26 protein-coding genes, 2 pseudogenes and 1 riboswitch are annotated in these 22,036 nt (G+C 71.6%); of the genes and pseudogenes, 13 read left to right on the forward strand and 15 right to left on the reverse strand.

Annotated elements, in window-relative coordinates:
- Positions 1 to 3 precede the first annotated feature (3 nt).
- Together ABT254_RS35150 and ABT254_RS35155 are read right to left on the reverse strand one after the other, a co-directional pair.
- On the reverse strand, positions 4 to 306 hold the full coding sequence (locus ABT254_RS35150; RefSeq protein WP_351479390.1) for an urease subunit gamma: 303 nt from the start codon (positions 304 to 306) through the stop codon (positions 4 to 6).
- 112 nt (positions 307 to 418) lie between these two features.
- Complete coding sequence (locus tag ABT254_RS35155) at positions 419 to 1,045, reverse strand: TetR/AcrR family transcriptional regulator (protein WP_351479393.1); 627 nt, start codon at positions 1,043 to 1,045, stop codon at positions 419 to 421.
- A gap of 114 nt (positions 1,046 to 1,159) precedes the next feature.
- Here ABT254_RS35155 and ABT254_RS35160 point away from each other — a divergent pair, with 114 nt between their 5' ends.
- Entirely contained in the window at positions 1,160 to 2,173 is a 1,014-nt protein-coding gene (locus tag ABT254_RS35160) for an ABC transporter permease (RefSeq protein ID WP_351479396.1), read from the forward strand.
- A 69-nt stretch (positions 2,174 to 2,242) separates the two neighbouring features.
- Here ABT254_RS35160 and ABT254_RS35165 read toward each other — a convergent pair whose 3' ends face one another.
- Positions 2,243 to 2,530 carry a type II toxin-antitoxin system Phd/YefM family antitoxin gene (locus ABT254_RS35165; RefSeq protein WP_351479399.1) on the reverse strand — a complete coding sequence of 96 codons (288 nt, stop codon included), beginning with the start codon at positions 2,528 to 2,530 and terminating at the stop codon, positions 2,243 to 2,245.
- 63 nt (positions 2,531 to 2,593) lie between these two features.
- Here ABT254_RS35165 and ABT254_RS35170 point away from each other — a divergent pair, with 63 nt between their 5' ends.
- From ABT254_RS35170 to ABT254_RS35180, 3 genes are all read left to right on the forward strand, one after another.
- Complete coding sequence (locus tag ABT254_RS35170; protein ID WP_351479402.1) at positions 2,594 to 3,229, forward strand: ATP-dependent Clp protease proteolytic subunit; 636 nt, start codon at positions 2,594 to 2,596, stop codon at positions 3,227 to 3,229.
- A gap of 7 nt (positions 3,230 to 3,236) precedes the next feature.
- The gene (locus tag ABT254_RS35175) at positions 3,237 to 3,545 is read left to right on the forward strand and encodes a hypothetical protein (protein ID WP_351479405.1); all 309 of its coding nucleotides are present in this window, start codon (positions 3,237 to 3,239) and stop codon (positions 3,543 to 3,545) included.
- A 415-nt stretch (positions 3,546 to 3,960) separates the two neighbouring features.
- Positions 3,961 to 4,094: riboswitch (cyclic di-AMP (ydaO/yuaA leader) on the forward strand.
- Between the two features lie 3 nt (positions 4,095 to 4,097).
- Positions 4,098 to 4,571, forward strand: a complete 474-nt coding sequence (locus ABT254_RS35180; RefSeq protein WP_351479408.1) for a C40 family peptidase — start codon at positions 4,098 to 4,100, stop codon at positions 4,569 to 4,571.
- A 110-nt stretch (positions 4,572 to 4,681) separates the two neighbouring features.
- On the opposite strand, the pseudogene ABT254_RS46595 reads toward ABT254_RS35180, so the two are convergent.
- Positions 4,682 to 5,032: pseudogene (locus tag ABT254_RS46595) on the reverse strand (LysE family translocator); the annotation flags it as partial.
- Between the two features lie 6 nt (positions 5,033 to 5,038).
- On the opposite strand from ABT254_RS46595, the pseudogene ABT254_RS35185 reads away from it, so the two are divergent.
- Positions 5,039 to 5,366 (forward strand): annotated as a pseudogene (locus tag ABT254_RS35185) (LysR family transcriptional regulator); the annotation flags it as partial.
- A gap of 137 nt (positions 5,367 to 5,503) precedes the next feature.
- On the opposite strand, the gene ABT254_RS35190 reads toward ABT254_RS35185, so the two are convergent.
- Positions 5,504 to 5,962 (reverse strand): ATP-binding protein, encoded by a 459-nt coding sequence (locus ABT254_RS35190; protein ID WP_351479411.1) that lies wholly within the window; start codon positions 5,960 to 5,962, stop codon positions 5,504 to 5,506.
- 213 nt (positions 5,963 to 6,175) lie between these two features.
- Between ABT254_RS35190 and ABT254_RS35195 the strand changes: the two genes are divergently transcribed.
- Together ABT254_RS35195 and ABT254_RS35200 are read left to right on the forward strand one after the other, a co-directional pair.
- Complete coding sequence (locus ABT254_RS35195; RefSeq protein ID WP_351479413.1) at positions 6,176 to 7,036, forward strand: helix-turn-helix domain-containing protein; 861 nt, start codon at positions 6,176 to 6,178, stop codon at positions 7,034 to 7,036.
- A gap of 9 nt (positions 7,037 to 7,045) precedes the next feature.
- Positions 7,046 to 7,273, forward strand: coding sequence for a DUF397 domain-containing protein (locus ABT254_RS35200; protein ID WP_351479416.1), 228 nt, complete (start codon positions 7,046 to 7,048; stop codon positions 7,271 to 7,273).
- Positions 7,274 to 7,344: 71 nt separating this feature from the next.
- On the opposite strand, the gene ABT254_RS35205 is transcribed toward ABT254_RS35200, so the two are convergent.
- Positions 7,345 to 8,481 carry an 8-amino-7-oxononanoate synthase gene (locus ABT254_RS35205; RefSeq protein ID WP_351479419.1) on the reverse strand — a complete coding sequence of 379 codons (1,137 nt, stop codon included), beginning with the start codon at positions 8,479 to 8,481 and terminating at the stop codon, positions 7,345 to 7,347.
- A 147-nt stretch (positions 8,482 to 8,628) separates the two neighbouring features.
- On the opposite strand from ABT254_RS35205, the gene bioB reads away from it, so the two are divergent.
- From bioB to bioD, 3 genes are read left to right on the forward strand one after another with little or no spacing between them, the layout of a single operon-like run.
- A complete protein-coding gene (gene bioB / locus ABT254_RS35210) occupies positions 8,629 to 9,822 on the forward strand; it encodes a biotin synthase BioB (RefSeq protein ID WP_351479422.1) in 1,194 nt (397 codons plus the stop codon).
- Positions 9,815 to 11,095 carry an adenosylmethionine--8-amino-7-oxononanoate transaminase gene (locus tag ABT254_RS35215; RefSeq protein ID WP_351479425.1) on the forward strand — a complete coding sequence of 427 codons (1,281 nt, stop codon included), beginning with the start codon at positions 9,815 to 9,817 and terminating at the stop codon, positions 11,093 to 11,095. The genes bioB and ABT254_RS35215 overlap by 8 nt, the downstream gene beginning before the upstream one ends.
- Before the next feature lie 7 nt (positions 11,096 to 11,102).
- Positions 11,103 to 11,819 carry a dethiobiotin synthase gene (gene bioD, locus ABT254_RS35220; protein WP_351479428.1) on the forward strand — a complete coding sequence of 239 codons (717 nt, stop codon included), beginning with the start codon at positions 11,103 to 11,105 and terminating at the stop codon, positions 11,817 to 11,819.
- A gap of 204 nt (positions 11,820 to 12,023) precedes the next feature.
- Here bioD and pqqE read toward each other — a convergent pair whose 3' ends face one another.
- From pqqE to ABT254_RS35255, 7 genes are all read right to left on the reverse strand, one after another.
- Positions 12,024 to 13,160, reverse strand: coding sequence for a pyrroloquinoline quinone biosynthesis protein PqqE (gene pqqE, locus ABT254_RS35225; protein ID WP_351479431.1), 1,137 nt, complete (start codon positions 13,158 to 13,160; stop codon positions 12,024 to 12,026).
- Positions 13,157 to 13,429 (reverse strand): pyrroloquinoline quinone biosynthesis peptide chaperone PqqD, encoded by a 273-nt coding sequence (gene pqqD, locus ABT254_RS35230; RefSeq protein WP_351479434.1) that lies wholly within the window; start codon positions 13,427 to 13,429, stop codon positions 13,157 to 13,159. The genes pqqE and pqqD overlap by 4 nt, the downstream gene beginning before the upstream one ends.
- Positions 13,426 to 14,193: a pyrroloquinoline-quinone synthase PqqC gene (pqqC, locus tag ABT254_RS35235; RefSeq protein WP_351479437.1), complete on the reverse strand. Its 768-nt coding sequence runs from the start codon at positions 14,191 to 14,193 to the stop codon at positions 13,426 to 13,428. Before pqqC ends, pqqD begins: the two co-directional genes overlap by 4 nt.
- Positions 14,190 to 15,089: a pyrroloquinoline quinone biosynthesis protein PqqB gene (gene pqqB / locus ABT254_RS35240; protein WP_351479440.1), complete on the reverse strand. Its 900-nt coding sequence runs from the start codon at positions 15,087 to 15,089 to the stop codon at positions 14,190 to 14,192. Before pqqB ends, pqqC begins: the two co-directional genes overlap by 4 nt.
- Positions 15,090 to 15,097: 8 nt before the next feature.
- Positions 15,098 to 15,238, reverse strand: a complete 141-nt coding sequence (gene pqqA, locus ABT254_RS35245) for a pyrroloquinoline quinone precursor peptide PqqA (RefSeq protein ID WP_351479443.1) — start codon at positions 15,236 to 15,238, stop codon at positions 15,098 to 15,100.
- 46 nt (positions 15,239 to 15,284) lie between these two features.
- Positions 15,285 to 16,424 carry a PQQ-dependent sugar dehydrogenase gene (locus ABT254_RS35250; RefSeq protein ID WP_351479446.1) on the reverse strand — a complete coding sequence of 380 codons (1,140 nt, stop codon included), beginning with the start codon at positions 16,422 to 16,424 and terminating at the stop codon, positions 15,285 to 15,287.
- A gap of 177 nt (positions 16,425 to 16,601) precedes the next feature.
- Positions 16,602 to 18,815, reverse strand: a complete 2,214-nt coding sequence (locus ABT254_RS35255) for a helix-turn-helix transcriptional regulator (RefSeq protein ID WP_351479449.1) — start codon at positions 18,813 to 18,815, stop codon at positions 16,602 to 16,604.
- A 114-nt stretch (positions 18,816 to 18,929) separates the two neighbouring features.
- On the opposite strand from ABT254_RS35255, the gene ABT254_RS35260 reads away from it, so the two are divergent.
- Positions 18,930 to 19,616: an esterase/lipase family protein gene (locus ABT254_RS35260; RefSeq protein WP_351479451.1), complete on the forward strand. Its 687-nt coding sequence runs from the start codon at positions 18,930 to 18,932 to the stop codon at positions 19,614 to 19,616.
- Between the two features lie 80 nt (positions 19,617 to 19,696).
- The gene (locus ABT254_RS35265) at positions 19,697 to 20,392 is read left to right on the forward strand and encodes a class I SAM-dependent methyltransferase (protein ID WP_351479454.1); all 696 of its coding nucleotides are present in this window, start codon (positions 19,697 to 19,699) and stop codon (positions 20,390 to 20,392) included.
- A 10-nt stretch (positions 20,393 to 20,402) separates the two neighbouring features.
- On the opposite strand, the gene ABT254_RS35270 is transcribed toward ABT254_RS35265, so the two are convergent.
- A complete protein-coding gene (locus ABT254_RS35270) occupies positions 20,403 to 20,777 on the reverse strand; it encodes a fic family toxin-antitoxin system, toxin component (protein ID WP_351479457.1) in 375 nt (124 codons plus the stop codon).
- Between the two features lie 4 nt (positions 20,778 to 20,781).
- The gene (locus ABT254_RS35275) at positions 20,782 to 21,021 is read right to left on the reverse strand and encodes a toxin-antitoxin system HicB family antitoxin (RefSeq protein WP_351479459.1); all 240 of its coding nucleotides are present in this window, start codon (positions 21,019 to 21,021) and stop codon (positions 20,782 to 20,784) included.
- A gap of 198 nt (positions 21,022 to 21,219) precedes the next feature.
- Here ABT254_RS35275 and ABT254_RS35280 point away from each other — a divergent pair, with 198 nt between their 5' ends.
- On the forward strand, positions 21,220 to 22,035 hold the full coding sequence (locus ABT254_RS35280) for an ABC transporter ATP-binding protein (protein ID WP_351479461.1): 816 nt from the start codon (positions 21,220 to 21,222) through the stop codon (positions 22,033 to 22,035).
- Position 22,036 lies beyond the last annotated feature (1 nt).

A 22,036-nucleotide genomic window follows, 5' to 3' on the forward strand; every position in this document is an offset into this window, starting at 1 on the left:
CCCCTAGACGATCGGGTCGTGGACGGTGACGAGCTTGGTGCCGTCCGGGAAGGTCGCCTCGACCTGGACGTCGTGGATCATCTCGGGGATGCCCTCCATGACGTCGTCCCGGGTCAGGAGCTTGCGCCCGGAGGCCATGAGGTCGGCGACGGTGCGGCCGTCACGGGCGCCTTCGAGGATGTGCGACGTGATGAGGGCGACCGCCTCGGGGTGGTTGAGCCTCAGCCCGCGGGCCCGGCGCTTCTCGGCGACGTCGGCCGCCACATGGATGAGCAGCCTCTCTTGCTCGTGCGGGGTCAGTTGCACGTCCCACCTCACAGTCCTCGCCCGGACCGTGCGGGGTCCGGTTGCCGCAGCCACGGGGCAAAGTCCCTGGTGGCGTGGATCGGCAGGCTAGTTGGACCGAGTTTCAAGCAAGTTAACCGAGCTGTGATCCTGCCACGCTCATCAACGCCCGTAGACCATCGCGCAGGATGTCACCGGAAGCGGGCCCGAACAGGGCCTGCTGGGCGAGGAAGCCCATGACGGCCGCCATCATCGTGCGGGCCACGTCGTCCGGGTCCACGTCCGACCGCATCATCCCGGCTTCCTGGTACGCCTGCGCGATGCGCCCCCAGGTCTCCCGCACCGCGCCGTAGCCCTCGCGCAGCAGGGCCGCGAGCTCCTCGTTGCGGAGGGTCTCCGCCCACACCTGGATCACCAGCCCCGGAAAGGCGGGCCGCCCGTCCACGGTCAGCGACTCCTTGGCCGCGAGCACGCGGCCGAGCACCGACGACACCAGGAGGTCCGGAAGCGGGGGCGGGCTGTTGCGGGCCTCCTCCTCGAAGGCCTTGTGGACCTGGCCGAGCACTTCCGCGACGATCGCGGCGATCAGCTCCTCCTTGCCGCTGAAGTAGCGGTAGACGGCCCCCGCGGAGAGGTCGACCTCCTTCAGCACGTCCTGCATGGACGTGGCGTGGAAGCCGTTGCGTGCGAAGCACAGCGCGGCGCCGTCGAGGATCTGCCGGCGGCGGGCGTCGAGGTGTTCCTGGGATACACGGGCCATGCCCCCAAAGTAAAACGAACGTTCCTTCTTGACAAGTAACCCCGGACGGCAGGACGGTGGTGGCACACCTAAAACGAACGATCCTTCTTTTTAACTCCGTCCGGAGAGGAAGCCATGTCCGCCACGTCCGCCACCCCCGCAAGGACACAGACCCGCCGCCTGATCGCGGTCGCCGTCCTCGTACCGCTGCTCGCCGCCCTGGCGCTGTGGGCCTTCGCCTGGCCCGCCGCGCGCACCGCTCCCCGCGACCTGCCGCTCGGCGTGGCCGGGCCCGCCGCGGCGACCGTCCAGGTGGAGAAGCAATTGGCGCAGCACAAGGGCGCGTTCGAGATCCACCGCTACGCCGACGAGGCCGCCGCTCGCGACGCCATCGAGGACCGGACCGTATACGGCGCGGTCGTCGTCACCGCCCAGGGCCCCGAGCTGCTGACCGCGTCAGCCGCGAGCCCCGTCGTGGCGCAGATGCTGCAGCAGGCGGTGGCCCGGCCGGGATCCGCCGACGGCACGCAGGTCAGGACGGTCGACGTCGTGGCCGCACCGGAGAACGACCCACGCGGCGCCGCCCTCAGCGCCAGCGTGCTGCCGCTTGCCCTGGCCGGGATCGCAGCCGGCTCGGGGGTGACCATGGCGGGGCTGCGGGGTCTGCGCGCCGTGGCCGCGCTGATCGGGGCCGCCGTCCTGGTCGGCGCGGCGGCGGCCGGCATCGCACACAGCTGGCTGGGGGTGCTCAGCGGCGACTGGTGGACCGAGGCCGGCGTACTGGGGCTGGCGACTCTGGCCGTGAGCGCCGCGGTCGCCGGGCTCGGCGCCCTGTTCGGCCGGGCCGGCATCGGGGTCGCCGCGGGCACCGTGATGCTGTTCGGCAACCCCTTCTCCGGCGCCTCCTCGGCCCCGCGGATGCTGCCCGAGCCGGTCGGCACGATCGGCCAGTGGCTGCCGCCGGGCGCGGGGACGACCCTGCTCCGCTCGGTGTCGTTCTTCGACGGCGCGGCGGCGACCGGCCCGGCTCTGACCCTCACCTGGTGGGCCCTGGTGGGCCTGGGCGCCGTACTGCTCGGCCAGGCGGTCAGGACGCGGGCCAAGGCCGCCGAGCCCGCCGCCGAGCGGAACCTCGCCCCTGTCGGCTGACCCTCCGTCGCACCGGACCGACCGTGCACCCCCGCCGTAGCGGACGAGGGTGCACGGTCTTCGCGTTTCCTACGAGGCGCCGGTGCCGCGATGGTGAGCCGCGATGCCGAAGCGCTGTTGTTCGCGGGGAGCGGACGCCACCTCGCGGACGGTCGACACCGAGCTGATCACCTGCTCCTCGGCGGGCTCCGGGAGATCCTGCGGTTCCTCCAGCAGTTCCAGGTCAGCGGCGGAGACCAGGGCGACGAGGGGCTTTCCGTGCCGTGTCACGACGACGCGCTCGCCCCCGTACACCACCCGGTTGATCAGATCGGCGAGCTCAGCCCTGGCTTGCGTCACCGGAATCTCGTAGGCCATACCCCCATCATAACGTCATGTACGTCCTGTACATTTTTTACAGACGCAGAAGGAGGGGTACCGATGACCCGACCGTCCGCCCGTTACGTCCTGCCCGAGTTCACCGAGCGCACGAGCTCCGGCACCAAGACGATGGATCCGTACTCCAAGCTCCTGGAGGAGCGGATCGTCTTTCTCGGGACGCCGATCGACGACACCTCGGCGAACGATGTGATGGCCCAGTTCATGCACCTCGAGTACCAGGCCCCGGACCGGGACATCTCGCTCTACATCAACTCCCCCGGCGGCTCGTTCACCGCCACGTCGGCGATCTACGACACGATGCAGTACGTCGGCTGCGACGTGGAGACGATCTGCCTCGGGCAGGCCGGCTCGTCCGCCGCGGTGCTGCTGGGGGCGGGCACGCCGGGCAAGCGGTTCGCGCTGCCGGGGGCACGCGTGGTGATCCATCAGCCGCTCCTGGCCGAACCCATCGAGGGACAGACCAGCGATCTGGCCATCCAGGCCGAGGAGTTGGGCCGGATGCGGGCCCGGCTGGAGGAGATGCTCGTACGGCACACGGGACGCAGCCCGGAGCAAGTCGCCGCGGACATCGAGCGGGACAAGATCCTGAACGCCCAGGAAGCCGTGGAATACGGCCTGGTGGACCGGATCATCCCCAGCCGCAAGTCCACCCTCGCCCCGCCCACCGGGCGGTGAGCGGCCGGTGCTCCCACCCGAACTCCCGCCGTTGCCCGCCCTCACGCACGCCGAGGGTGAGTTGATCGACCGTTACCTCGACGTGGTCGACCTGCTCGGCCGCATCAACCCCGCGCAGCACGGCGACACGTATCGCGGGCTGCGGGCCGCGCAGGCGCTGGTGAGCAAGGCGGCCCAGCTGCGCGACGCCCTGGCGCTGATGCACCAGCGGGGCGAGACCGAACTGCACGCCCCGACGCTGGGGCGCGCCCTGCGGGTGCTCGACGGGGAGCGGCGCACCGCCCGGGTCACGGTGCCGCCACCGCCCCACAGTTGACGCACGTATGACCGGTCCGGGCCTTCCGCTTGTCGGCGAAGCGTCCGGACCGGAGGTCAAACGGACCAAACGAGGTACCCCCATTCGGCGTAGTCGCGGCTCCTTTTTCGCGACCGTCAGGGTTGCGCAACGCGCCTGCCGCAAGGCCGGAATCTGGTGCTCCGGTGCTGGTCCGGGCCTCCTCGGGGGCCTCAACGCCCCCTCGAACGCAGGGGTGTCCACCCGAACGGGTGAGTGGTGAGTAACGACACAAACTCCCGGTTCCATTGGGATTTTCGGACTTGTATGGGTGAAGATCCCTGTCTGACGACAAGCCCCCGCCGCAGCGGCGGGGCGATCCGGGCGGACGCCGAGTCCTGCCGCCGCCCGGATGACCGGTCGACAGGAGTGGATCGGCAGGAGTGGAGGACCCAAGCAAGACGGGTCGCCGGAACGGTCACGCCATGACCGGGTCGAGCAGCCCTTGGGGTGAAGCCGCGTCAGCGGCCGGGCAACTTCGCCAGCCCGAATCCGACAGGTCATCCTTCACAGGCGGCTGACGAAGGGTTGCGCATGACTGCGCTCAATCGTGTCCCGTCGCTGATGGTCCGGGCCGGTACGGCCTCGGCCCTCACCATCGCCGCAGTGGGCGGCTCCATCGTGGTCCCGGGCGTCGCCTCCGACGCCTCGGCAGCCACCATGGCGACGAAGGCACTTCAGATCGCGGCTTCCAAAAAGGGTTCCCCGTACAAGTGGGGCGCCAGCGGACCACGCCGGTTCGACTGCTCAGGGCTCACGCTGTACTCGTTCAAGAAGGCGGGCAAGAAACTGCCCCGTACGGCGGCCCAGCAATACAACAAGACCCGGCACATCTCCGCGAAGAGCCGGAAGGCCGGAGACCTTGTGTTCTTCCACTCGGGCTCCAACGTCTACCACGTGGGCATCTACGCCGGGAAGGGGAAGATCTGGCACGCCCCGAAGTCCGGGGACGTCGTGAAGCTGCAGAAGATCTGGACCTCCAGCGTCTGGTACGGCCGGGTCAGCTGACTCTCCCGCGGGGGCGACGGCAACCTGACGTGCCGTCGCCCCCGCGGGGCATGACGCGACATCAAAGGCCCGGCGGCGCTTCGAGGAGAAGCACCGCCCCCAGAGCCGCCGGCAGCAAGCAGCAGCGTCCGGGGCAGCGCCGCACCGCCCGCGGGCACGAACCGCGGCAGCAGACTCAGGAAGGTGATCGGCGCCTTGGGGTTCGGGGCATTGGTCATGAACCCCTACGCGCGGCGGACACCGGCACCTCGACGCTCCCCGTACGGGACCGGCGCAGCCCCCGCAGCGTCCTCAGGCCCACGTACAGCACCGTAGCCGCCGCCGAGCAGCCGAAGTGCCCGGAAGAGCGCCGGAACGGCGGCCAGGACCGCGGCGACGCCGGCCACCGCAAGCGCCGTCTGCAGAAGCGGCCCGCCCCCGACACCGAGTGCGCAGGCGACACCGGCCCGGCGGGAGACGAGGGTGCCGTGGCGGAGGCGGGCTCGATCACCCGCGCCGCCGAGCGACTCGGCTGTACGGCGCCCGCGCCCTCCCAGCAGCCGGCGAAGCTGGAGCGGGAGGCCGGCACAGCGCTGCTCGTGCGGCATCACCGCAGGGCGCGCCTGACGGGTGCGGGAGAGCTGCTCGTTGCCCGGGCGCCGGGTGCTGGACGAATGGGAGCGGGCGCGGCACGAACTGGCGCAGCTGACCGGGCTCTCGGGCGGCACGCGCCTGCTGGGGACGTTCCTGACGGCGGGGATCCAGCTGCTGCCGCCGGTGCTCAGCGCGTTCCGCCGGGCACATCCCGACGTGGAGGGATGCACCTGCTGGAAGGGGGCGAGTTGCGCCGTACGGTCTCGGTCGCCCACCGCCCCGACGAGGTGGCACCGGCCGCGGACGCCTTCCGGGCGCTGTGCGCGGGGCGTTCAGCCGGGCGCGGCTCGGTTGAGCGACTACGGCTCCTGCTGCCCCGCCGCCGTCACGGGCTGGGCCGGTACCGTCCACGGGAGTTCGATGGTGACCGTCTTGCCGCCCTCGCGGGTGGGGCGGACATGCAGTCGGCCACCGCATTCGGCAGCGAGCCAGCGGATGATCACCATGCCGCGGCCGTTGTCCTGCTGCACGGCGGCGGGCAGCCGCTTGGGGAAGCGGGGGTGACTGTCGGTGACACCGATGCGGAGCTGCTCGTCCCGGTGGAGTTCGATGTCCACCGTGAAGGTGGGCGACTGACCGAAGGTGTGCTGTACCGAGTTGGTGGCGAGTTCGGAGACGATGAGGCGGATGGTCTCGGCGGCCTCCGTGTCCGCCGGCAGTCCCCACTCGGCCAGCGTGGTGACCACGAAGCCGCGGGCCGCGGAGACCGAGGCGGGATCGCTCGGCAGAGTGACGGATGCTTCCAAATGGTCTGCCATGGCGCGGTCGTCCCTTTCCCACGGGACCGGAGTCCGACACGGAGCGGATGGTTCGAGTACGGTCCCGGACTGGTGCTTCGTCGCCAGACTGCCATTACCGCGCCCGTCACGGGTGGCGATCCACCAAGATATGCATATATCTGTCCCCCAAAGCGGTGAACTCTGCGACGAGAGACCGTATTTGGGTGGCACGGAAGGAGTAAGGAGAAGCGCATGCAACACGGTCCCGCGGTGCGCCGCCGGAAACTGGGCGCCGAACTGCGTGCGTTACGCACGAGCGCGGGGCTCACCAGTGGTGAGGCCGCCCGGCTCGTGGGCTGGCACCAGTCGAAGGTGAGCCGGATCGAGACCGGCGCCAGCGGGGTGAAACCGGCCGATGTGCGGTTACTCCTGGACGCCTACGCCGTGGCGGACGCCCAACTCCGTGAATTGCTGCTGGTGTTGGCAGGATCCGACGAAGGAGGCGGCCGGCATCACTGGTGGCACGCCTATCGCGGGGTACTGCCCCCGACCTACCGCGATTTCATCAGTCTGGAGTCCCAGGCGAGCTCGATGAGCACGCTGGAGACGTCCGTGGTGCCCGGCCTTCTGCAGACGCCCGCGTATGCGCGCGCGGTGACCCGGGCAGCCGTCGGCGGACTGGACGACGAACGGCTCGACGCCCTGGTCGAGGTACGGCTGGCCAGGCAGGACGTACTGCGTTCGGATCCGCCGCTGGAGCTGAGCGCGGTACTGGACGAGGCGGTGCTGCGCCGGGAGATCGGCGGCCCCGAGGTCATGGACCAGCAGCTCGAACGGCTCCTGGAGGCGGCGCGTCTACCTCAAGTGCGGCTTCAGGTACTGCCGTTCGCTGCCGGAGCGCATGTCGGCGTCACCGGACCTTTCGTAATCTTCTCATTTTCGAGCACTTCCGATCTGGACGTGGTTGTTCTCGACCACTTGACGAGTAGCCTCTACCTCGAACGGAAAGAAGACCTCCGGGCCTATACCGAGGCCTTCAACGCCCTTCAGAGCCACGCCCTTTCGCCCGAGGACTCGTTGGATTACATCGCCGGGATAGGTGACGGCGCGTAAGGAGGCACCATGTCAGCACTGCCTCGGAACGTACCCTCCAGTACCGATCTGCACGGCGTGCGGTGGCTGCGCAGCAGCTACAGCACGGGTGCGAACAACTGCGTGGAGACGGCACGGCCGCACTCCGGCCCGTGGGCCGGACTGCTCGCCGTGCGCGACTCCAAGGACCCGGCCGGGCCCGCCCTGCTCCTCTCCCCCGAGAGCTGGACGGACTTCACGGCCGCATACAAGTCCTGATCAGTCCCGATCGGCCCTGGCCAGTTCCGATCAGTTCCGCATCGTGCGGCACACGGCCGTGTCACGCCGACTCATGGTCGCGTCTCGCCGATCACACGTACAGCGCGTTCGATCTGCGCCTCGGAGAGGTCCGCGCGGGCGGTCAGCCTCAGCCTTGAGATGCCGTCGGGCACGGAAGGAGGACGGAAGCAGCCCACGGCGAGCCCTGCCGTACGGCAGTCGGCGGCCCATTGCACGGCCCCCTCCGGGGACGGAGCGCGCACGGAGACCACCGCGGCGTCCGGTCGTACCGCCTCGTGACCCGCGGCGGTCAGGCGTGCGTGCAGTTCGCCGGCGACGGCACGCGCGCGTGCCGCACGCTCCGGTTCGCGGCGCAGCAGTCGCAGTGCCGCCAGAGCCGCGCCCGCCGCGGCGGGCGCGAGGCCCGTGTCGAAGATGAAGGTGCGGGCCGCGTTGACGAGGTGGTCGATGACCCGGGCGGGGCCGAGGACGACTCCGCCCTGGCTGCCGAGCGACTTGGACAGCGTGGCGGTCACGACCACGTCGTCGGCGCCCGCCAGGCCCGCCGCGTGCGGGGCGCCGCGGCCGCCGTCACCGAGGACGCCTAGGCCGTGCGCGTCGTCGACCAGCAGTCCCGCGCCGCGCTCCCGGCAGGCGGCGGCCAGCTCGGCCAGCGGGGCGGCGTCGCCGTCGACCGAGAAGACCGTGTCGGAGACGACCACCGCGGTGGCCGCGCCGTCCTCGTGGGTCTGGAGCGCCTTGCGCACCGCCTCCGGGTCGGCGTGCCCGACGACCTGGGTGGTGCCCCGGGCCAGCCGGCAGCCGTCGATGAGGGAGGCGTGGTTGCCCGCGTCGGAGACGATCAGCGAGCCGTGCGGGGCCAGCGCGGTGACCGCGGCGAGGTTGGCCGCGTAGCCGGAGGAGAAGACGAGAGCCGCCTCGAAACCGCAGAAGTCGGCGAGCTCGTGCTCCAGCTCGGTGTGGAGCTGCGTCGTACCGGTGACCAGTCGCGAACCGGTCGAGCCGCCGCCCCAGGTCCGCGCGGCCTCCGCCGCACCCTCGGCAATGGCCGGATGGTGGGTCAGGCCCAGGTAGTCGTTGCTCGCGAGGTCCAGCAGCGGGGAGTCGGCCGGGCGCGGGCGCAGGGTCCGTACGAGTCCGGCGCGGCGGCGCAGCCGCGCCTGTTCGTCGATCCAGCCGAACGCCATGGCTCCTCCGGGGCTTTTGTAGGCAGTGGACAGACACTAGCCGGACGGGCCGCACCCCATGGTGTGGCAATACACACACGACGAAGTGTCCCTCTTGTTCAATCTCTCCTTGGCCGGGAGCGCTTCCGTAGGACAGGATCGGCTCTCATGGACCTGCTGAACACGCTGGTGGACAAGGGGCTTCGGCGCGAGCTGCCGACCCGCGAGGAAGCTCTGGCCGTCCTCGCCACTTCCGACGACGACGTGCTCGATGTGGTGGCCGCGGCCGGAAAGGTGCGCCGGCACTGGTTCGGCCGACGGGTGAAACTCAACTACCTCGTCAACTTGAAGTCCGGACTGTGTCCGGAGGACTGCTCTTACTGCTCCCAGCGGCTCGGTTCCAAGGCCGACATCCTGAAGTACACCTGGATCAAGCCGGACGAGGCCTCGCAGGCCGCGGCGGCCGGTCTGGCGGGTGGCGCCAAGCGGGTGTGCCTGGTGGCGTCCGGGCGCGGGCCGACCGACCGGGACGTGGACCGGGTCGCCGGCACCATCAAGGCGATCAAGGAGCAGAACGAGGGCGTCGAGGTGTGCGCCTGTCTGGGTCTGCTCTCCGACGGCCAGGCCGAGCGGCTGCGCGAGGCGGGCGCGGACGCCTACAACCACAACCTGAACACGTCCGAGGCGACGTACGGGGACATCACGACCACGCACACGTACGCCGACCGGGTGGACACCGTGAACAAGGCGCACGCGGCCGGTCTGTCCGCCTGCTCCGGTCTGATCGCGGGTATGGGCGAGAGCGACGAGGACCTGGTGGACGTGGTCTTCTCGCTGCGCGAGCTGGACCCGGACTCGGTGCCGGTGAACTTCCTGATCCCGATGGAGGGCACCCCGCTCGCCAAGGAGTGGCACCTCACCCCGCAGCGCTGTCTGCGGATCCTGGCGATGGTGCGGTTCGTGTGCCCGGACGTCGAGGTGCGCATCGCCGGCGGCCGCGAGGTCCATCTGCGGACCATGCAGCCCCTGGCCCTGAACCTGGCCAACTCGATCTTCCTCGGCGACTACCTCACCAGCGAGGGCCAGGCCGGCAAGGCCGACCTGGAGATGATCGCGGACGCCGGCTTCGAGGTGGAGGGCGCCGGCGAGGTGACCCTGCCCGAGCACCGGGCCGCCGCGGGCGGGGGCTGCGGTTCGCACGCCGGGACCGGCTGCGGCTCCCACCAGGACGGCGGGTGCGGATCGCACGCGGACGGCGGTGTCTGCGGTACGGCGGCCCCGGCGCCCTCCGCCGAACCGCGCACCGACCTGGTCGCCATGCGCCACCGCGGTGTCGGAACGGATCTCGCGCCCAATGCCTGACCTGCCCGTCTCCGAGCTGCTGGAGCTCGACCGGCGGCACGTCTGGCATCCGTACGGGCCCATGCCCGGCCGCGTCGAACCGCTCGTCGTCGAGTCGGCGAGCGGGGTGCGGCTGCGGCTCGCGGACGGCTCGGGCGAGCTGGTCGACGGCATGTCGTCCTGGTGGTCGGCCATCCACGGCTACAACCACCCGGTGCTCAACGAGGCGGCGCGCGAGCAGCTCGGCCGGATGAGCCATGTGATGTTCGGCGGGCTCACCCACGAGCCCGCCGTCCGGCTCGCCAAGCAGCTTGTCGACATGTCGCCCGACGGTCTGGAGCATGTCTTCCTCGCCGACTCCGGGTCGGTGTCGGTCGAGGTCGCGGCCAAGATGTGCCTGCAGTACTGGCGTTCACTGGGCCGCCCCGGCAAACAGCGGCTGCTGACCTGGCGCGGCGGCTATCACGGCGACACCTGGCAGCCCATGTCGGTGTGCGACCCCGAGGGCGGGATGCACGAGCTGTGGAGCGGTGTACTGCCGCGCCAGGTGTTCGTGGACGCGCCCCCGGCCGAGTACGAGGAGTCGTACGCGGAGCAGCTGCGCTCGGCGATCGAGCGGCACGCCGGTGAACTGGCCGCCGTGATCGTCGAGCCGGTGGTGCAGGGCGCGGGCGGGATGCGCTTCCACTCCCCCGCGTATCTGCGGGTGCTGCGGGAGGCGTGCGACGCGCATGACGTGCTGCTGGTCTTCGACGAGATCGCGACCGGGTTCGGCCGCACCGGCGCCCTGTTCGCCGCCGACCACGCCGCCGTGACGCCCGACGTGATGTGTGTGGGCAAGGCGCTGACCGGCGGCTATATGACGATGGCCGCGACGCTGTGCACATCCCGTGTGGCCGACGGCATCTCGCAGGGCGAGGTGCCCGTCCTGGCCCACGGCCCGACCTTCATGGGCAACCCCCTGGCCGCTTCCGTCGCCTGCGCCTCGATCGAGCTGCTGCTCGGCCAGGACTGGCTCGGCGAGGTCAAGCGGATCGAGACGGGACTGCGGGACGGGCTGGCAGCGGCGCTCGACCTCCCGGGCGTGCAGGACGTACGGGTCCTCGGAGCCATCGGGGTCGTGCAGCTGGACCACTCCGTCGACATGAAGGCGGCGACGGACGCGGCCGTGCGCGAGGGCGTGTGGCTGCGGCCGTTCCGCGATCTGATCTACACGATGCCGCCGTACGTCACCGGGGACGCCGACGTGGCACGGATCGCGCGCGCGGTGTGCGCGGCGGCGCGGGAGGGATGAGAACGGCATGACGATCCTGGTGATCACGGGTACCGGTACGGAGGTCGGCAAGACGGTCACGACCGCCGCGGTCGCCGCCTGCGCGCTGGCGGCCGGCCGGTCGGTGGCCGTGCTGAAGGCCGCGCAGACGGGCGTGGGGCCGGACGAGCCCGGGGACGCCGCCGAGGTCGCCCGGCTGGCGGGTGGCGTGACGGCGGCCGAAATCGCCCGCTATCCCGAGCCGTTGGCGCCGGGGACGGCGGCCCGGCGGGCCGGGATGACCCCGGTGCGCCCGCGGGACGTCGCGGAGGCCGCCGCCAAGCTGGCCGCCGAGCACGACCTGGTGCTGGTGGAGGGGGCGGGCGGGCTGCTCGTCCGCTTCGACCAGGAGGGCGGGACGCTGGCGGACGCGGCGGAACTGCTGAAGGCGCCGGTGCTGGTGGTGGCGTCGGCCGGGCTGGGCACGCTGAACACGACGGAGTTGACGGCCCGTGAACTCCGGTCGCGTCGGCTCGACCTGGCCGGAATCGTGATCGGCAGCTGGCCCGGGTCCCCCGACCTCGCCTCCCGCTGCAACGTGGCGGACCTGCCGGAGGTGGCGGGCGCGCCGCTGCTGGGGGCGGTGCCGGCCGGAGCGGGCTCGCTGAGGCCCGCCGAGTTCCGCGCGAACGCGCCGAGTTGGCTCGCGGCGCGGCTGGACGGGGTCTGGGACGCGGAGGCGTTCCGGGGACGGCAGGCACCGTAGGCGTTTTTCGCCCCCGCCGCCCCTTCCCGTCCCGACCCGGGGGCCAGCCCCCGGCCCCCCGCTCCTCAAACGCCGGAGGGGCTGGATTTGGCTCAGCCATCTCAGCCCGTCCGGCGTTTGAGGACGAGGCCGTTCAGGCCGAAAGCGGGGGTCTGGGGGCGGCAGCCCCCAGGTACGGGACGGGAAGGGGCGGCGGGGGCGAGATCACGTTCTTGCCCCGGGCCGGGCCGGTACCCGACGTCTGATCGCCGGTCGGCCGTCCGTGCGGTCGTCGGCGAGAGCGCGGATCAGTGCGTGGTCCGGCGAGAGCCGGCAGGCGGGGTCCGTGCGGGCTGCGTCGCCCGTGAGGGCGTACGCCTGGCAGCGGCAGCCGCCGTGGTCCTCCTCTCGGCGGGAACAGCTGCGACACGGGTCGGCCATCCAGTCGGTGCCCCGGTAGCGGCTGAAGGCCGGGGAATGGTCCCAGATCCAGGCCAGCGGATGGTCCCGGATGTTCGGCGGGTCCAGGTCCGGCAGCGAGGCCGCGGCCGGGCAGGGCAGGACGGTACCGTCCGGGGTGACGGTGAGCGAGACCGCGCCCCAGCCGCCCATGCACGGCTTGGCCACACCGTCGAAGTAGTCGGGGACGACCCAGACCAGCTCGGGGCCGTCCGGAGTGAGCCGCTCCCGCCACCGCTCGACGGCGTCCCGTGCCCGGGCGAGCTGCTCGCGCGTGGCGAGCAGGGCCGCGCGGTTGAGCAGCCCCCAGCCGTAGAACTGCGCGTTGGCCAGTTCGATGCGGTCCACACCCCAGGACAGGCCCAGTTCGACGACGGCGTCGACGGCGTCGAGGTTCCCGTGGTGCAGGACGACGTTGAGGCCCAGCGGGAGGCCCGCGTCCCGTACGAGTGCGGCCGCGCGTTCCTTGTCGCCGAAGGAACGGCGTCCGGCGATCCGGTCCGAGGCACGCGGGTCGGCATGCTGGACGGACAGCTGGACGCTGCGCAGCCCGGCGGCGGTGAGCGCGCCGAGCCGCTCCCGGTCCAGGCCCACACCGCTGGTGACCAGCTGGGTGTAGATCCCGGCGGCCTCGGCCGCGGCGACGATCTGCTCCAGGTCCCGGCGCAGCAGCGGTTCACCGCCCGAGAGATGGGTCTGCACCACGCCGAACCCGCCCGCCTGGCGCATCACGTCCGCCCACTGCCCGCCGGTCAGCTCGCGTGAACGCCGCGTCAGCTCCAGCGGGTTGGAGCAGTACCCGCAGTGCAGCGGGCAGGCGTGGGTGAGTTCGGCCAGCAGCGCCCAGGGCCGGGCCGGCACGGGCGCCCGAGGGGCGGGGGCGGTCGGATCGGTGAGGGTCATCGCAGCCAGCCCTGCTTGTGCAGCCGTTCGAGGAAGGGAGGGACGTCGGTGGCGACGGGGGCGCCGGGGAAGCGTTCGGACAGTTCGTCGACGATGTCGCGCACGCTGCGGGAGCCGTCGCACAGGGCGACGACCGCGCCGGCCCCGCCCCGCAGCACGACGACACGTTCGGGAAGGAGCAGCAGATCCGTGTCCCGGGTGTGGTCGTGCCGCAGCAGGACGGCGGGTGCCGGCACGGGCCGCCAGTCGGTCACCGACGTCGTACTCACCCCTGCTCCCGGCGTCCCGCCAGGTCCACGGCGTCGAGCAGCGACCACAGGACGTCGCACTTGAAGCGCAGCGCCGCCAGGGCCCGTTCCTGCTCGTCACGGGTGCGGGCCCAGCCGAGGACCAGGTCGAGTGCCTCGCGGCTGTCGCGCCGGCCCTGGGAGACCCGGGTGCGGAAGTAGGCGAGGCCCTGGGGTTCGATCCACCGGTAGTGGCGCTGGAAGGCCTCGATGCGGGTGCGCATCAGATCCGGGGCGGACAGTTCCGTCAGCGACGCGGCGACGGCTTCGAGGGGCGTGCGCAACCGGCAGAAGTTGACGTATCCGTCGACCGCCAGGCGTACGCCCGGCAGCACGCCGTCGCCGGCGAGCAGCGTCTCACGGGGCAGGCCGGCCGCCTCGCCGAGCCGCAGCCAACGGTCGAGGCCGCCCTCGCGGTCCTGCTGCCCGTCGTGGTCCTGGATGCGGCGCAGCCACATCCGGCGCAGCACGGGGGTGTCCAGCTTGGCCGTGATCAGGGCGTCCTTGACGGGGATGTGGCGCTGGTAGTGGAAGCGGTTGACGATCCAGCGGCGCAGCTCGTCCTGGCTGAGATCGCCGCTGTGCATACGGAGGTTGAAGGGGTGGCTGTCGTGATAGCGCTCCTCCCCCACCGCGCGCAGTCGGGCCTCGAACTCCGCGGGGCGCCAGGGTTCGGCGAGCGGGTCGGGCGCCGTGTTCAGGGCGGTCGTATTCAGTGCGGTCGTATTCAGTGCTGTCGTGCTCATAGGTCGATCACCATCCCGTCGTACGCCACCTCGAGGCCCAGCCGTGCGAGCCGCTTGTGCTGGGGCGCGGCCGGGTCGACGAGGGGGTTGGTGTTGTTGAGGTGGGTGTAGAGGCAGCGGGCGGAGAGGCGGGCCAGGCGTTCGGCGGTTCCGCCCGGTCCCTCGATGGGCAGGTGGCCCATGCCGGTGGCGGTGCGTTCGGAGATGCTCGTGCGGCGGGGCTCCTCGTCGTCCCAGAAGGTGCCGTCCACGATGACGCAGTCGGCCTCGGCGGCGGCCTGCTGGAAGCGGTCCGGCCAGGCGGCCAGGGCGGGTGCGTAGAGCGCGGTGGCGCCGGAGGCCGGGTCGTACAGGCGCAGCGCCACCACCCATGCGTCGTCGTCCGGGGCATCGGCGGCGTACCGCGGGCGCTTGCCCGACACCGGGATGCCGCTGATCTGCAGGCCCGACGCGCCGCGCTCCAGGGGTTCGGCGCCGCGCGGCGGCAGTTCCCGCCAGGTGATGGAGGTGTACGGCGCGAGTACGTCGCCGAGGTGCAGACGGTCCAGGAGCGCTCGCCGGACCGGGGCCGTGGAGATCACCTGGAGGGCGTCCGCCTCGCGCAGCCGGGCGATGCCCAGCGTGTGGTCGAGTTCGGCGTCGGTGAGGACCAGTCCGGCGATCGGAGTCTGCCGGGGGCCGGGTCCCGGGTGGAGTTCGGGCCGGGCTTCGATCTGGTCCCCGATGTCGGGTGTCGCGTTGACGAGGTACCAGCGGCCGTCGTCGGTCCGTACGGCGAGGGAGGCATGACGGCGGCGCCGGCCCGGGTGGGCGCGTGCCCCGGAGCATCCGGAGCACGCGCAGTTCCACTGGGGGATGCCGCCGCCGGCGGCAGTGCCGAGTACCAGCAGCAGCATGGCGTCGGCTAGCGGGAGCTGAGGGAGTAGGCGGTGACCTCGAGCGCGGTGTCGACGACCTCGTAGGCGGGCGTCTGCCAGGTGGCCCCGGCCGTGTCCTGCGAGGCGATGCGCTCGACCGGCTTGAGCTGCTCCGTGGCTTCGTTCATGGGTGATACGTCCTCTCCGGTGGGGTTTCTGGGTGTGCAGGGAGGGTCACTTGAGGGAGACGCGGAGGATCTTGTCCTTGCCGTATCCGAGGTCGCTGGTGCCCACCCACAGTTCGTCCGCGCCGGGCACCTTGGCAATGGCGCGCAGACGACCGAACCGGCCGGGGTAGAAGTCGACCGGCGTGCCGGTGAACTCGCTGTCCCCGTCGATCGGGATGCGCCACAGCCGCTTGCCGCGCAGCGACGTCACATAGATGACGTTGTCCACGATGACGAGTTGGGCGGGCACGCCCCACTCCGGGTGGAACACGACCCTGGGAGTGGTCATGCCCTTGACGTCGCAGCCGCCCTCGCAGGCGGGAAAGCCGTAGTTGGCGCCCGGTTTGATCAGGTTGATCTCGTCCCAGGTCTGGTCGCCGACCTCCGTCTCCCACAGGCGGCCGTTGCGGTCCCAGGCCAGGCCCTCCGGGTTGCGGTGGCCGTAGCTGTAGACGCGGGTGCCGAACGGGTTTCCGGGGGCTGCGGCGCCGGTCCTGGTGATACGGAGGATCTTGCCGTTGAGCGACTTCTTGTCCTGCGCCAGCTTCGGCTGGTAGGCGTCGCCGGTGGAGACGTAGAGGTAGCCGTCGGGGCCGAAGGCGATCTGGCCGCCGTTGTGGTTGCCGACCCTCTTGATTCCGCCGAGCACCACCTTGTAGTTCGAGAGCGACCTGCCGTCGTAGTCCATTCTGACGACCTCGGTCCGGGTCCTCGTGGTGTGCACGAAGAACACCTGCTTGTCGGTCGTGCCGTTCCAGGTCGGGGACGGAGCGACGCCCAACAGGCCGCCGGGGCCGTCGTCATAGGGTTCGGGGACGGTGTTCGGCACTTCGCCGACCAGTGTCTTACGCCCGTCCCGGTCGAGGCGGTAGACCTGGTAGGTGAGCCGCTCGGTCACCAGCGCCGAGCCTCCGTCCGGCATGAACTTGATTTCCCAGGGCGTCTGCCATCCGGTGGAGAGCGTGCTGACGTCGTCCGTCGGATTACCGCCGTCCGCGGCGGCAGCCGTGAGTGCGGGGGTGGAAGGCGCCGCCGCGGCGGCAGGCGCCGACTGCGGCAGGCCGGCCGCGAGCAGTGCGGCCGCGGCGGCGAGCGAGCCCAGAACGATCCGGGATGGACGCCGCACTGAGCGGCCTGGGTCTGTCATGTCGACGCCCTTCGTCGTTCCTCGAGTGAACCGTCGTGACGCGGCGTGTCCACACGCTCGCGAAGGGCAGCGTATTGCGCGGACATAGCTACAGCCTGTATTGAAATCATGACAATTGACGGCATGTCAGCCATTCAGGTGAGCCGCTTCGGCACCCTCCGGAGTGCTCCGCCCGGGTCATGGAGTGCGCCCGCCGTCGCCGAGCAGCCGGACCAGGTCGATCCGGGAGCGGATGCCCAACCGGCTGAACACGCCCCGCAGATGGTGGTCGATCGTGCGGGGGCTGAGGGCGAGGCGGGTGGCGATCTCCCGGTTGGTGGCGCCGTCGGCGGCCATGCGGGCGATCAGCAGCTGCTGGGCCGTCAGGCGTGTGACCGGGTCGTCGGTGCGGCCGCGCGCGGGGGCGGCGGGGGCGCCCAGCGCGCGCAGTTCGGCGCGGGCCTGCGTCGCGCAGTGCGGGGCGCCGAAGTACTCGAACGCCTCCGCCGCGCTGTACAGCCGGTCGCGAGCCTCCGCACGGTGGCGCAGCCGGCGCAGGGCGCTGCCGAACAGCAGTTCCGTGCGGGCGCGTTCGAAGTCGCGGTCGCCTTGCGCGTGCAGGTCGAGCGCCGTGCGGTAGTGCTCGACGGCCTCGGCGCCGGGCGCGAGCAGGGCGCGGCAGCGGGCGCTGAGCGCCAGGTCGTCGCTGCTGCGCACGGCACGCGCCCAGCGGTCGTAGTCGGCATGCGCGGCCCGGGCGACGCGGGTGTCACCGGTGCGTACGGCGGCCTCGACGTAGTGCGGGGTGGCGAGGTGGCGGATGGCGCGGTGGCCGTGGCCGGGGCCGAAGCCGGCGAGGGCGCGCAGCCGGGCCGCGGCGTCGGAGTAGCGGCCCTCGGCGAGGTCGAGGAAGGCGAGCGCCCACTGGGCGAGCGCGGCGGGCAGGCCGAGGCCTCGGGCGAGGGCGTAGGACCGTGCGGCTGCGGCGCGTTCGCGGCAGGTGGACGAGTCGCCGGTGACCGCCGCGAACATGGCGAGGGCGGCCTGGAGATGGCAGGCGCCGTTGTCCTGCCCGGTGGCGTACGCCTGCCGCAGGGCGTCCGTGGCGGTGGCTGCGCCGGCCTGCGGGCGCCCGGTCCAGAAGTCGGCGTAGGCACGGAACTCCAGCGCCTGTGCCACGGTGGCGGCGGCACCCCGCGCACGGGCCGAGGCGGCCGCCCGGACGGTGGCGGTGGCGGCCCGGGTGTGGTCGCCGAGCATCAGCGCGGCGATACCGGCGTGCACCAGCATGGTGGGGTCGCCTCCCGGCCCGCACCGCCCGGCCGCCGCCTCCAGCAGCCCTCTTGCATCCTCGTACCGCCCCTCGAAGGCGGCGACGAGTCCACCCAGGGTGCCGGGCATCCCGATCCCCAGCCGCCCGGCCACCACGGCAGCCTCCCGGCAACGGCGCAGGTCACCGGTGTAGACGGCGGCTTCGGTGGCGCGGGCGAGGAGGTGGGAGGCGGAGGTGGCCCGGGAGGGGACGGCGTGTGCTGCCCGGCCGGGCGAGGCCCCGGCCTCCCGAACGGCCGCCGTCAGCAGCGAGTCGAAGGCCTCGGTGGCGTTGCCGGCTCGGAGTGCGAACAGGCCCGTCAGCCCGTCGTCGGGTCTCGCGTGGGCCGCGAGCCGGCGGGCACGGTCCGCGTCGCCCGAGTGCCAGGCGGCCGTGGCGGCGCGGGCACGGAGGCGGGACTGTTCGGACGGCGTGGGGCACAGGGTGGCGGCGCTTTCCAACAAGGCGCGGGTCAGGGTGAGTTGGCCGACGGTGCGGGCCTGCTCCGCCGCGGCGCCCAGTTCCGCCGCCAGCCTGGCGCTCGGGCCGAGGGCGCCCGCGCCGCGGTGCCAGGAGCGGCGGGGTGTTTCTCCGGCGCCGTGCAGGACCCGTGCGAGCAGGCGGTGGACGTCGCGGCGGTCCGCCGGGGAGCCCGTCTCGTACGCCGCGATCCTCGTCCAGGCGTCCCGGAAGACGACGCCGCCCGCTCCCGTCTGCGCGATCCCGGCCGCCTCGGCGGCTTCCAGCGGGCGGGTGTCCAGGCGGACGGCCGCGACGGCGCGCAGGAAGGCGTGGGTGGCGACCGGGTACTGGTCCGCGGCCGCGAGCAGCAGGAGCAGACGGGTGTCGTCCGGGAGGGCCCGGATCTCCGCGCGGTGCGCTCGCAGCAGACCGGGGGCGAGTGCGGACGGCTCCGTCGGCAGCGGGTCGAGGCCCGCCGACTGCCGGTCGGTCAGCAACGGTACGGATTCGGCGGCGGCGCGCGGATCACCGTAGACGGCGTGCAGGAGCCGTACGCGGACGCCCTCGGGAAGCTCGGGCGTCGTGCGCTGCGGTGGCGAAGTGCGGTCAAGAGGAGGGGGGTTCACCGGAGTCACCACGCAACTGACGTTACTGGCGGGTTAATTGAACCGTAAAGACCGGCGATTTCGCCGATGCGCCGCGCGTAGACCCGAGCCGACACTCCTGGCGACCCCACCCCGTCAGGAGGCACCATGCAGCGCCACAAGCGTCGTATCGCCACGGCATTCCCGGCCGTGGTCGCATCGCTCCTGCTGTCCCTCTCCCTGTCCGCCGCCCCCGCTCGGGCGGCGACCCACGACCCGATCGTGTTCGTGCACGGCCTGAGCAGCGACGCCGGCAGCTGGAACGACTGGGTCGCCGACTTCGAGGCGGACGGCTACTCGTCCTCCGAGCTGTACGCGTGGTCGTACGACTGGGGACAGTCCAACGCCACCACCGCGCAGCAGCTGGCCACCGAGATCAAGAACGTGCTGGCGAGGACCGGCGCCTCGAAGGTCGACATCGTCGCCCACTCGATGGGCGTGCTCAGCTCCCGCTACTACCTGAAGAACCTCGGCGGAACGTCGTACGTCGACGACTTCGTCTCGGTCGCCGGGGTGAACCACGGCACGTCCGTCGCCTCCTGGTGCGCCTGGCTGTACACGTCCTGCAAGGAGATGCAGACCGGCAGTTCGTACCTGACGGCTCTCAATTCGGGCGACGAGACACCGGGCGCCGTGTCCTATGCGAGCTACTGGTCGGACTGCGACGCCGCGGTGGTGCCGAACAGCTCGGCGCTCCTGAACGGCGCGACCAACGTCGACGCCGGCTGCATCTCGCACAGCGACATGAACAACGACCACGGCGTGTACGAGCAGGTGCGTGGCTTCGTCTCGTGAGCCGGGCCTGAACCGGCGGGGGTGCGCGGGGCCCGTACGGGGGAGAATCGCGGTAGGCCCGTCCTGTCGAGGAGGTCCTCATGCCGCTACGGTCCCCGGGCGTCACCAAGGTGGCGCGGGATCCCGTGCACCATCCGCTGTTCGCCCGCTACTACGCCCGGATCAGCGTGACCGCCGAGACCCGGCTGGGCATGGGCGGCGTCCGCGAGCGGCTCCTGTCCGGACTGTCCGGGCGGGTGATCGAGATCGGCGCGGGCAATGGACTGAACTTCGCGCACTATCCGAGGACCGTCTCGGAGGTCGTGGCGATCGAACCGGAGCGCCGGCTGCGGCAGCTGGCCCTCGACGCCGCCCGCCGCTGCGAGGTGCCGGTGGATGTCGCCCCGGGGGCCGCGGAGGCACTGCCCGTCAAGAGCGAGGCCTTCGACGCGGTGGTGATCTCGCTGGTGCTGTGCAGTGTGCGGGACCTGCCGCGGGCGCTCGCGGAGATACGGCGGGTGCTGCGGCCCGGCGGCGTGGTGCGGTTCTTCGAGCACGGCCGCGGCGGCGGACCGGCGATGACCTTCGCCCAGCGGGCCCTGGACCGCACGCTGTGGCCGCCCCTCAACGGCGGCTGCCATCTGGCCCGCGACCCGGTCGCCGCGCTGCGCGAGGCCGGGTTCGAGCTCGGCCCCTACCGGCGGATGCTGATGCCTCAGAAGGGGCCGCGGCTGCCCACCTCGTACTGCGTGCTGGGCACGGCGTGGCGGCCGGAGTCCGAAGGAACGGAGACCTGAAACGCCCTGCTCACATGGTCCAGCCGCGCAGCTCCGCAGCGATGTCGTACACCGTGGCGCTGCCCTTCTTGACCAGGCGGGCCAGATCGCGCACCTGCACCGGCGAAGTGGTGACCCTGAGGCCGCTGGCTACGAGGTAGGCATACGCGACGGCCGAGGCGAAGAGGGCGTTCGAGCGCTCCAGTGCGGGGACGTGGATGAGGAGTTGGAGCAGAGCCGCCGCGCGTGCGTGCGGGTTGTCGTAGACGGGGACGTCGAATATCTCGGCCTCGTGGCGCGCGACGGCCGCGACGAGGGCACCCCAGTCGGTGACCTGGGGGTCTCCGGGTGTCTTCTGTTCGGCGAGCATGAGGAGCCAGGCGAGATCGATGCTGAGGTTGCTCAAGGTCTCAGCGGCTGCCTTCGCGCGTGCTGTCGTCCTCGCCGGCGAACTCCTCGGCGAAGACCGCCTCGTACTGCTTCATGAAGTCGGCGGCGGCCTCGACGAATGTCTGGCCGACCTCCCCGGTGTCCTGTTTCACGAGTTCCTCGATGTAGCGGTTGACGCTCATGCCGCGGGCCAGAGCGCGCTCGCGGGCGGCACGGGCCGTGCCCTCGTCCACTCTCACGTTCAGCTGGGTCTTCGCCATACTTCGAAGCTAGCGCCAAAGTGCTAGCACGACAAGAGCTCCTCCCACGGGTGGAGCGTGTCCCTTACATCGGAATCAGGGACCCGACCTGCGGTGGAGACCGTCCCCGACCTTCGGTGGATATCCGATGTGGGCGGAATCACACTACCCTCGGCCAGGACGAAGGAGTCGACAGTCCGAGTGAGCGAGGAGGCAGCGTTGTCCACAGCAGCTGCGGAGCATGCCCCCGGCCATGCGTCGGCCGACGGGATCGCGGCCCGCGCCCGCGGTCTGACCAAGGCGTACGGCTCGGGCGAGACGACCGTGCTCGCCCTGGACTCGGTGGACGTGGACATCGCGCGCGGCCGCTTCACCGCCGTGATGGGGCCTTCGGGCTCCGGGAAGTCCACGCTGATGCACTGTCTGGCGGGGCTCGATTCGGTGTCCGCCGGCCAGGTGTGGCTCGGGGACACCGAGATCACGGGGCTGAAGGAGCGCGAGCTGACCCGGCTGCGCCGGGACCGGATCGGGTTCATGTTCCAGTCCTTCAACCTCATCCCGACACTGAACGCGGCCGAGAACATCACCCTGCCCATGGACATCGCGGGCAAGAAGCCCGACGAGAAGTGGCTGGACCAGGTCATCGACACCCTCGGCCTGCGGGACCGGCTGGGGCACCGGCCCTCGCAGCTGTCCGGCGGGCAGCAGCAGCGGGTGGCGTGCGCCCGGGCGCTGGCCTCCCGGCCTGAGCTGATCTTCGCGGACGAGCCGACCGGCAACCTCGACTCACGGGCCGGCCTTGAGGTGCTCGCCTTCCTGCGCGAGGCGGTCGACAGTCTCGGCCAGACCGTCGTCATGGTCACCCACGACCCGGGCGCCGCCGCCCACTCCGACCTGGTGCTCTTCCTCGGGGACGGACGGATCGTCGACGAGATGGAGCACCCGACGGCGGAGGCCGTCCTGGAGCGGATGAAGCGTTTCGACGTGATCCGCAGCCAGTTCGACGAGAGCACTGCTCCCGCCGAGGAGGACTGAC

The organism is Streptomyces sp. NPDC001137 (genome assembly GCF_040298885.1).
In the GTDB taxonomy this organism is placed as follows: Bacteria; Actinomycetota; Actinomycetes; order Streptomycetales; family Streptomycetaceae; genus Streptomyces.

What these genes read in the sequence shown, in the direction of transcription:
- ABT254_RS35155 (WP_351479393.1), bottom strand. Translation starts at nt 1,045, where the DNA reads ATGGCCCGTGTATCCCAGGAACACCTCGACGCCCGCCGCCGGCAGATC.
- ABT254_RS35160 (WP_351479396.1), top strand. Translation starts at nt 1,160, where the DNA reads ATGTCCGCCACGTCCGCCACCCCCGCAAGGACACAGACCCGCCGCCTG.
- ABT254_RS35165 (WP_351479399.1), bottom strand. Translation starts at nt 2,530, where the DNA reads ATGGCCTACGAGATTCCGGTGACGCAAGCCAGGGCTGAGCTCGCCGAT.
- ABT254_RS35170 (WP_351479402.1), top strand. Translation starts at nt 2,594, where the DNA reads ATGACCCGACCGTCCGCCCGTTACGTCCTGCCCGAGTTCACCGAGCGC.
- ABT254_RS35180 (WP_351479408.1), top strand. Translation starts at nt 4,098, where the DNA reads ATGACTGCGCTCAATCGTGTCCCGTCGCTGATGGTCCGGGCCGGTACG.
- ABT254_RS35190 (WP_351479411.1), bottom strand. Translation starts at nt 5,962, where the DNA reads ATGGCAGACCATTTGGAAGCATCCGTCACTCTGCCGAGCGATCCCGCC.
- ABT254_RS35195 (WP_351479413.1), top strand. Translation starts at nt 6,176, where the DNA reads ATGCAACACGGTCCCGCGGTGCGCCGCCGGAAACTGGGCGCCGAACTG.
- ABT254_RS35200 (WP_351479416.1), top strand. Translation starts at nt 7,046, where the DNA reads ATGTCAGCACTGCCTCGGAACGTACCCTCCAGTACCGATCTGCACGGC.
- ABT254_RS35205 (WP_351479419.1), bottom strand. Translation starts at nt 8,481, where the DNA reads ATGGCGTTCGGCTGGATCGACGAACAGGCGCGGCTGCGCCGCCGCGCC.
- bioB (WP_351479422.1), top strand. Translation starts at nt 8,629, where the DNA reads ATGGACCTGCTGAACACGCTGGTGGACAAGGGGCTTCGGCGCGAGCTG.
- ABT254_RS35215 (WP_351479425.1), top strand. Translation starts at nt 9,815, where the DNA reads ATGCCTGACCTGCCCGTCTCCGAGCTGCTGGAGCTCGACCGGCGGCAC.
- bioD (WP_351479428.1), top strand. Translation starts at nt 11,103, where the DNA reads ATGACGATCCTGGTGATCACGGGTACCGGTACGGAGGTCGGCAAGACG.
- pqqE (WP_351479431.1), bottom strand. Translation starts at nt 13,160, where the DNA reads ATGACCCTCACCGATCCGACCGCCCCCGCCCCTCGGGCGCCCGTGCCG.
- pqqC (WP_351479437.1), bottom strand. Translation starts at nt 14,193, where the DNA reads ATGAGCACGACAGCACTGAATACGACCGCACTGAATACGACCGCCCTG.
- pqqB (WP_351479440.1), bottom strand. Translation starts at nt 15,089, where the DNA reads ATGCTGCTGCTGGTACTCGGCACTGCCGCCGGCGGCGGCATCCCCCAG.
- pqqA (WP_351479443.1), bottom strand. Translation starts at nt 15,238, where the DNA reads ATGAACGAAGCCACGGAGCAGCTCAAGCCGGTCGAGCGCATCGCCTCG.
- ABT254_RS35250 (WP_351479446.1), bottom strand. Translation starts at nt 16,424, where the DNA reads ATGACAGACCCAGGCCGCTCAGTGCGGCGTCCATCCCGGATCGTTCTG.
- ABT254_RS35260 (WP_351479451.1), top strand. Translation starts at nt 18,930, where the DNA reads ATGCAGCGCCACAAGCGTCGTATCGCCACGGCATTCCCGGCCGTGGTC.
- ABT254_RS35265 (WP_351479454.1), top strand. Translation starts at nt 19,697, where the DNA reads ATGCCGCTACGGTCCCCGGGCGTCACCAAGGTGGCGCGGGATCCCGTG.
- ABT254_RS35275 (WP_351479459.1), bottom strand. Translation starts at nt 21,021, where the DNA reads ATGGCGAAGACCCAGCTGAACGTGAGAGTGGACGAGGGCACGGCCCGT.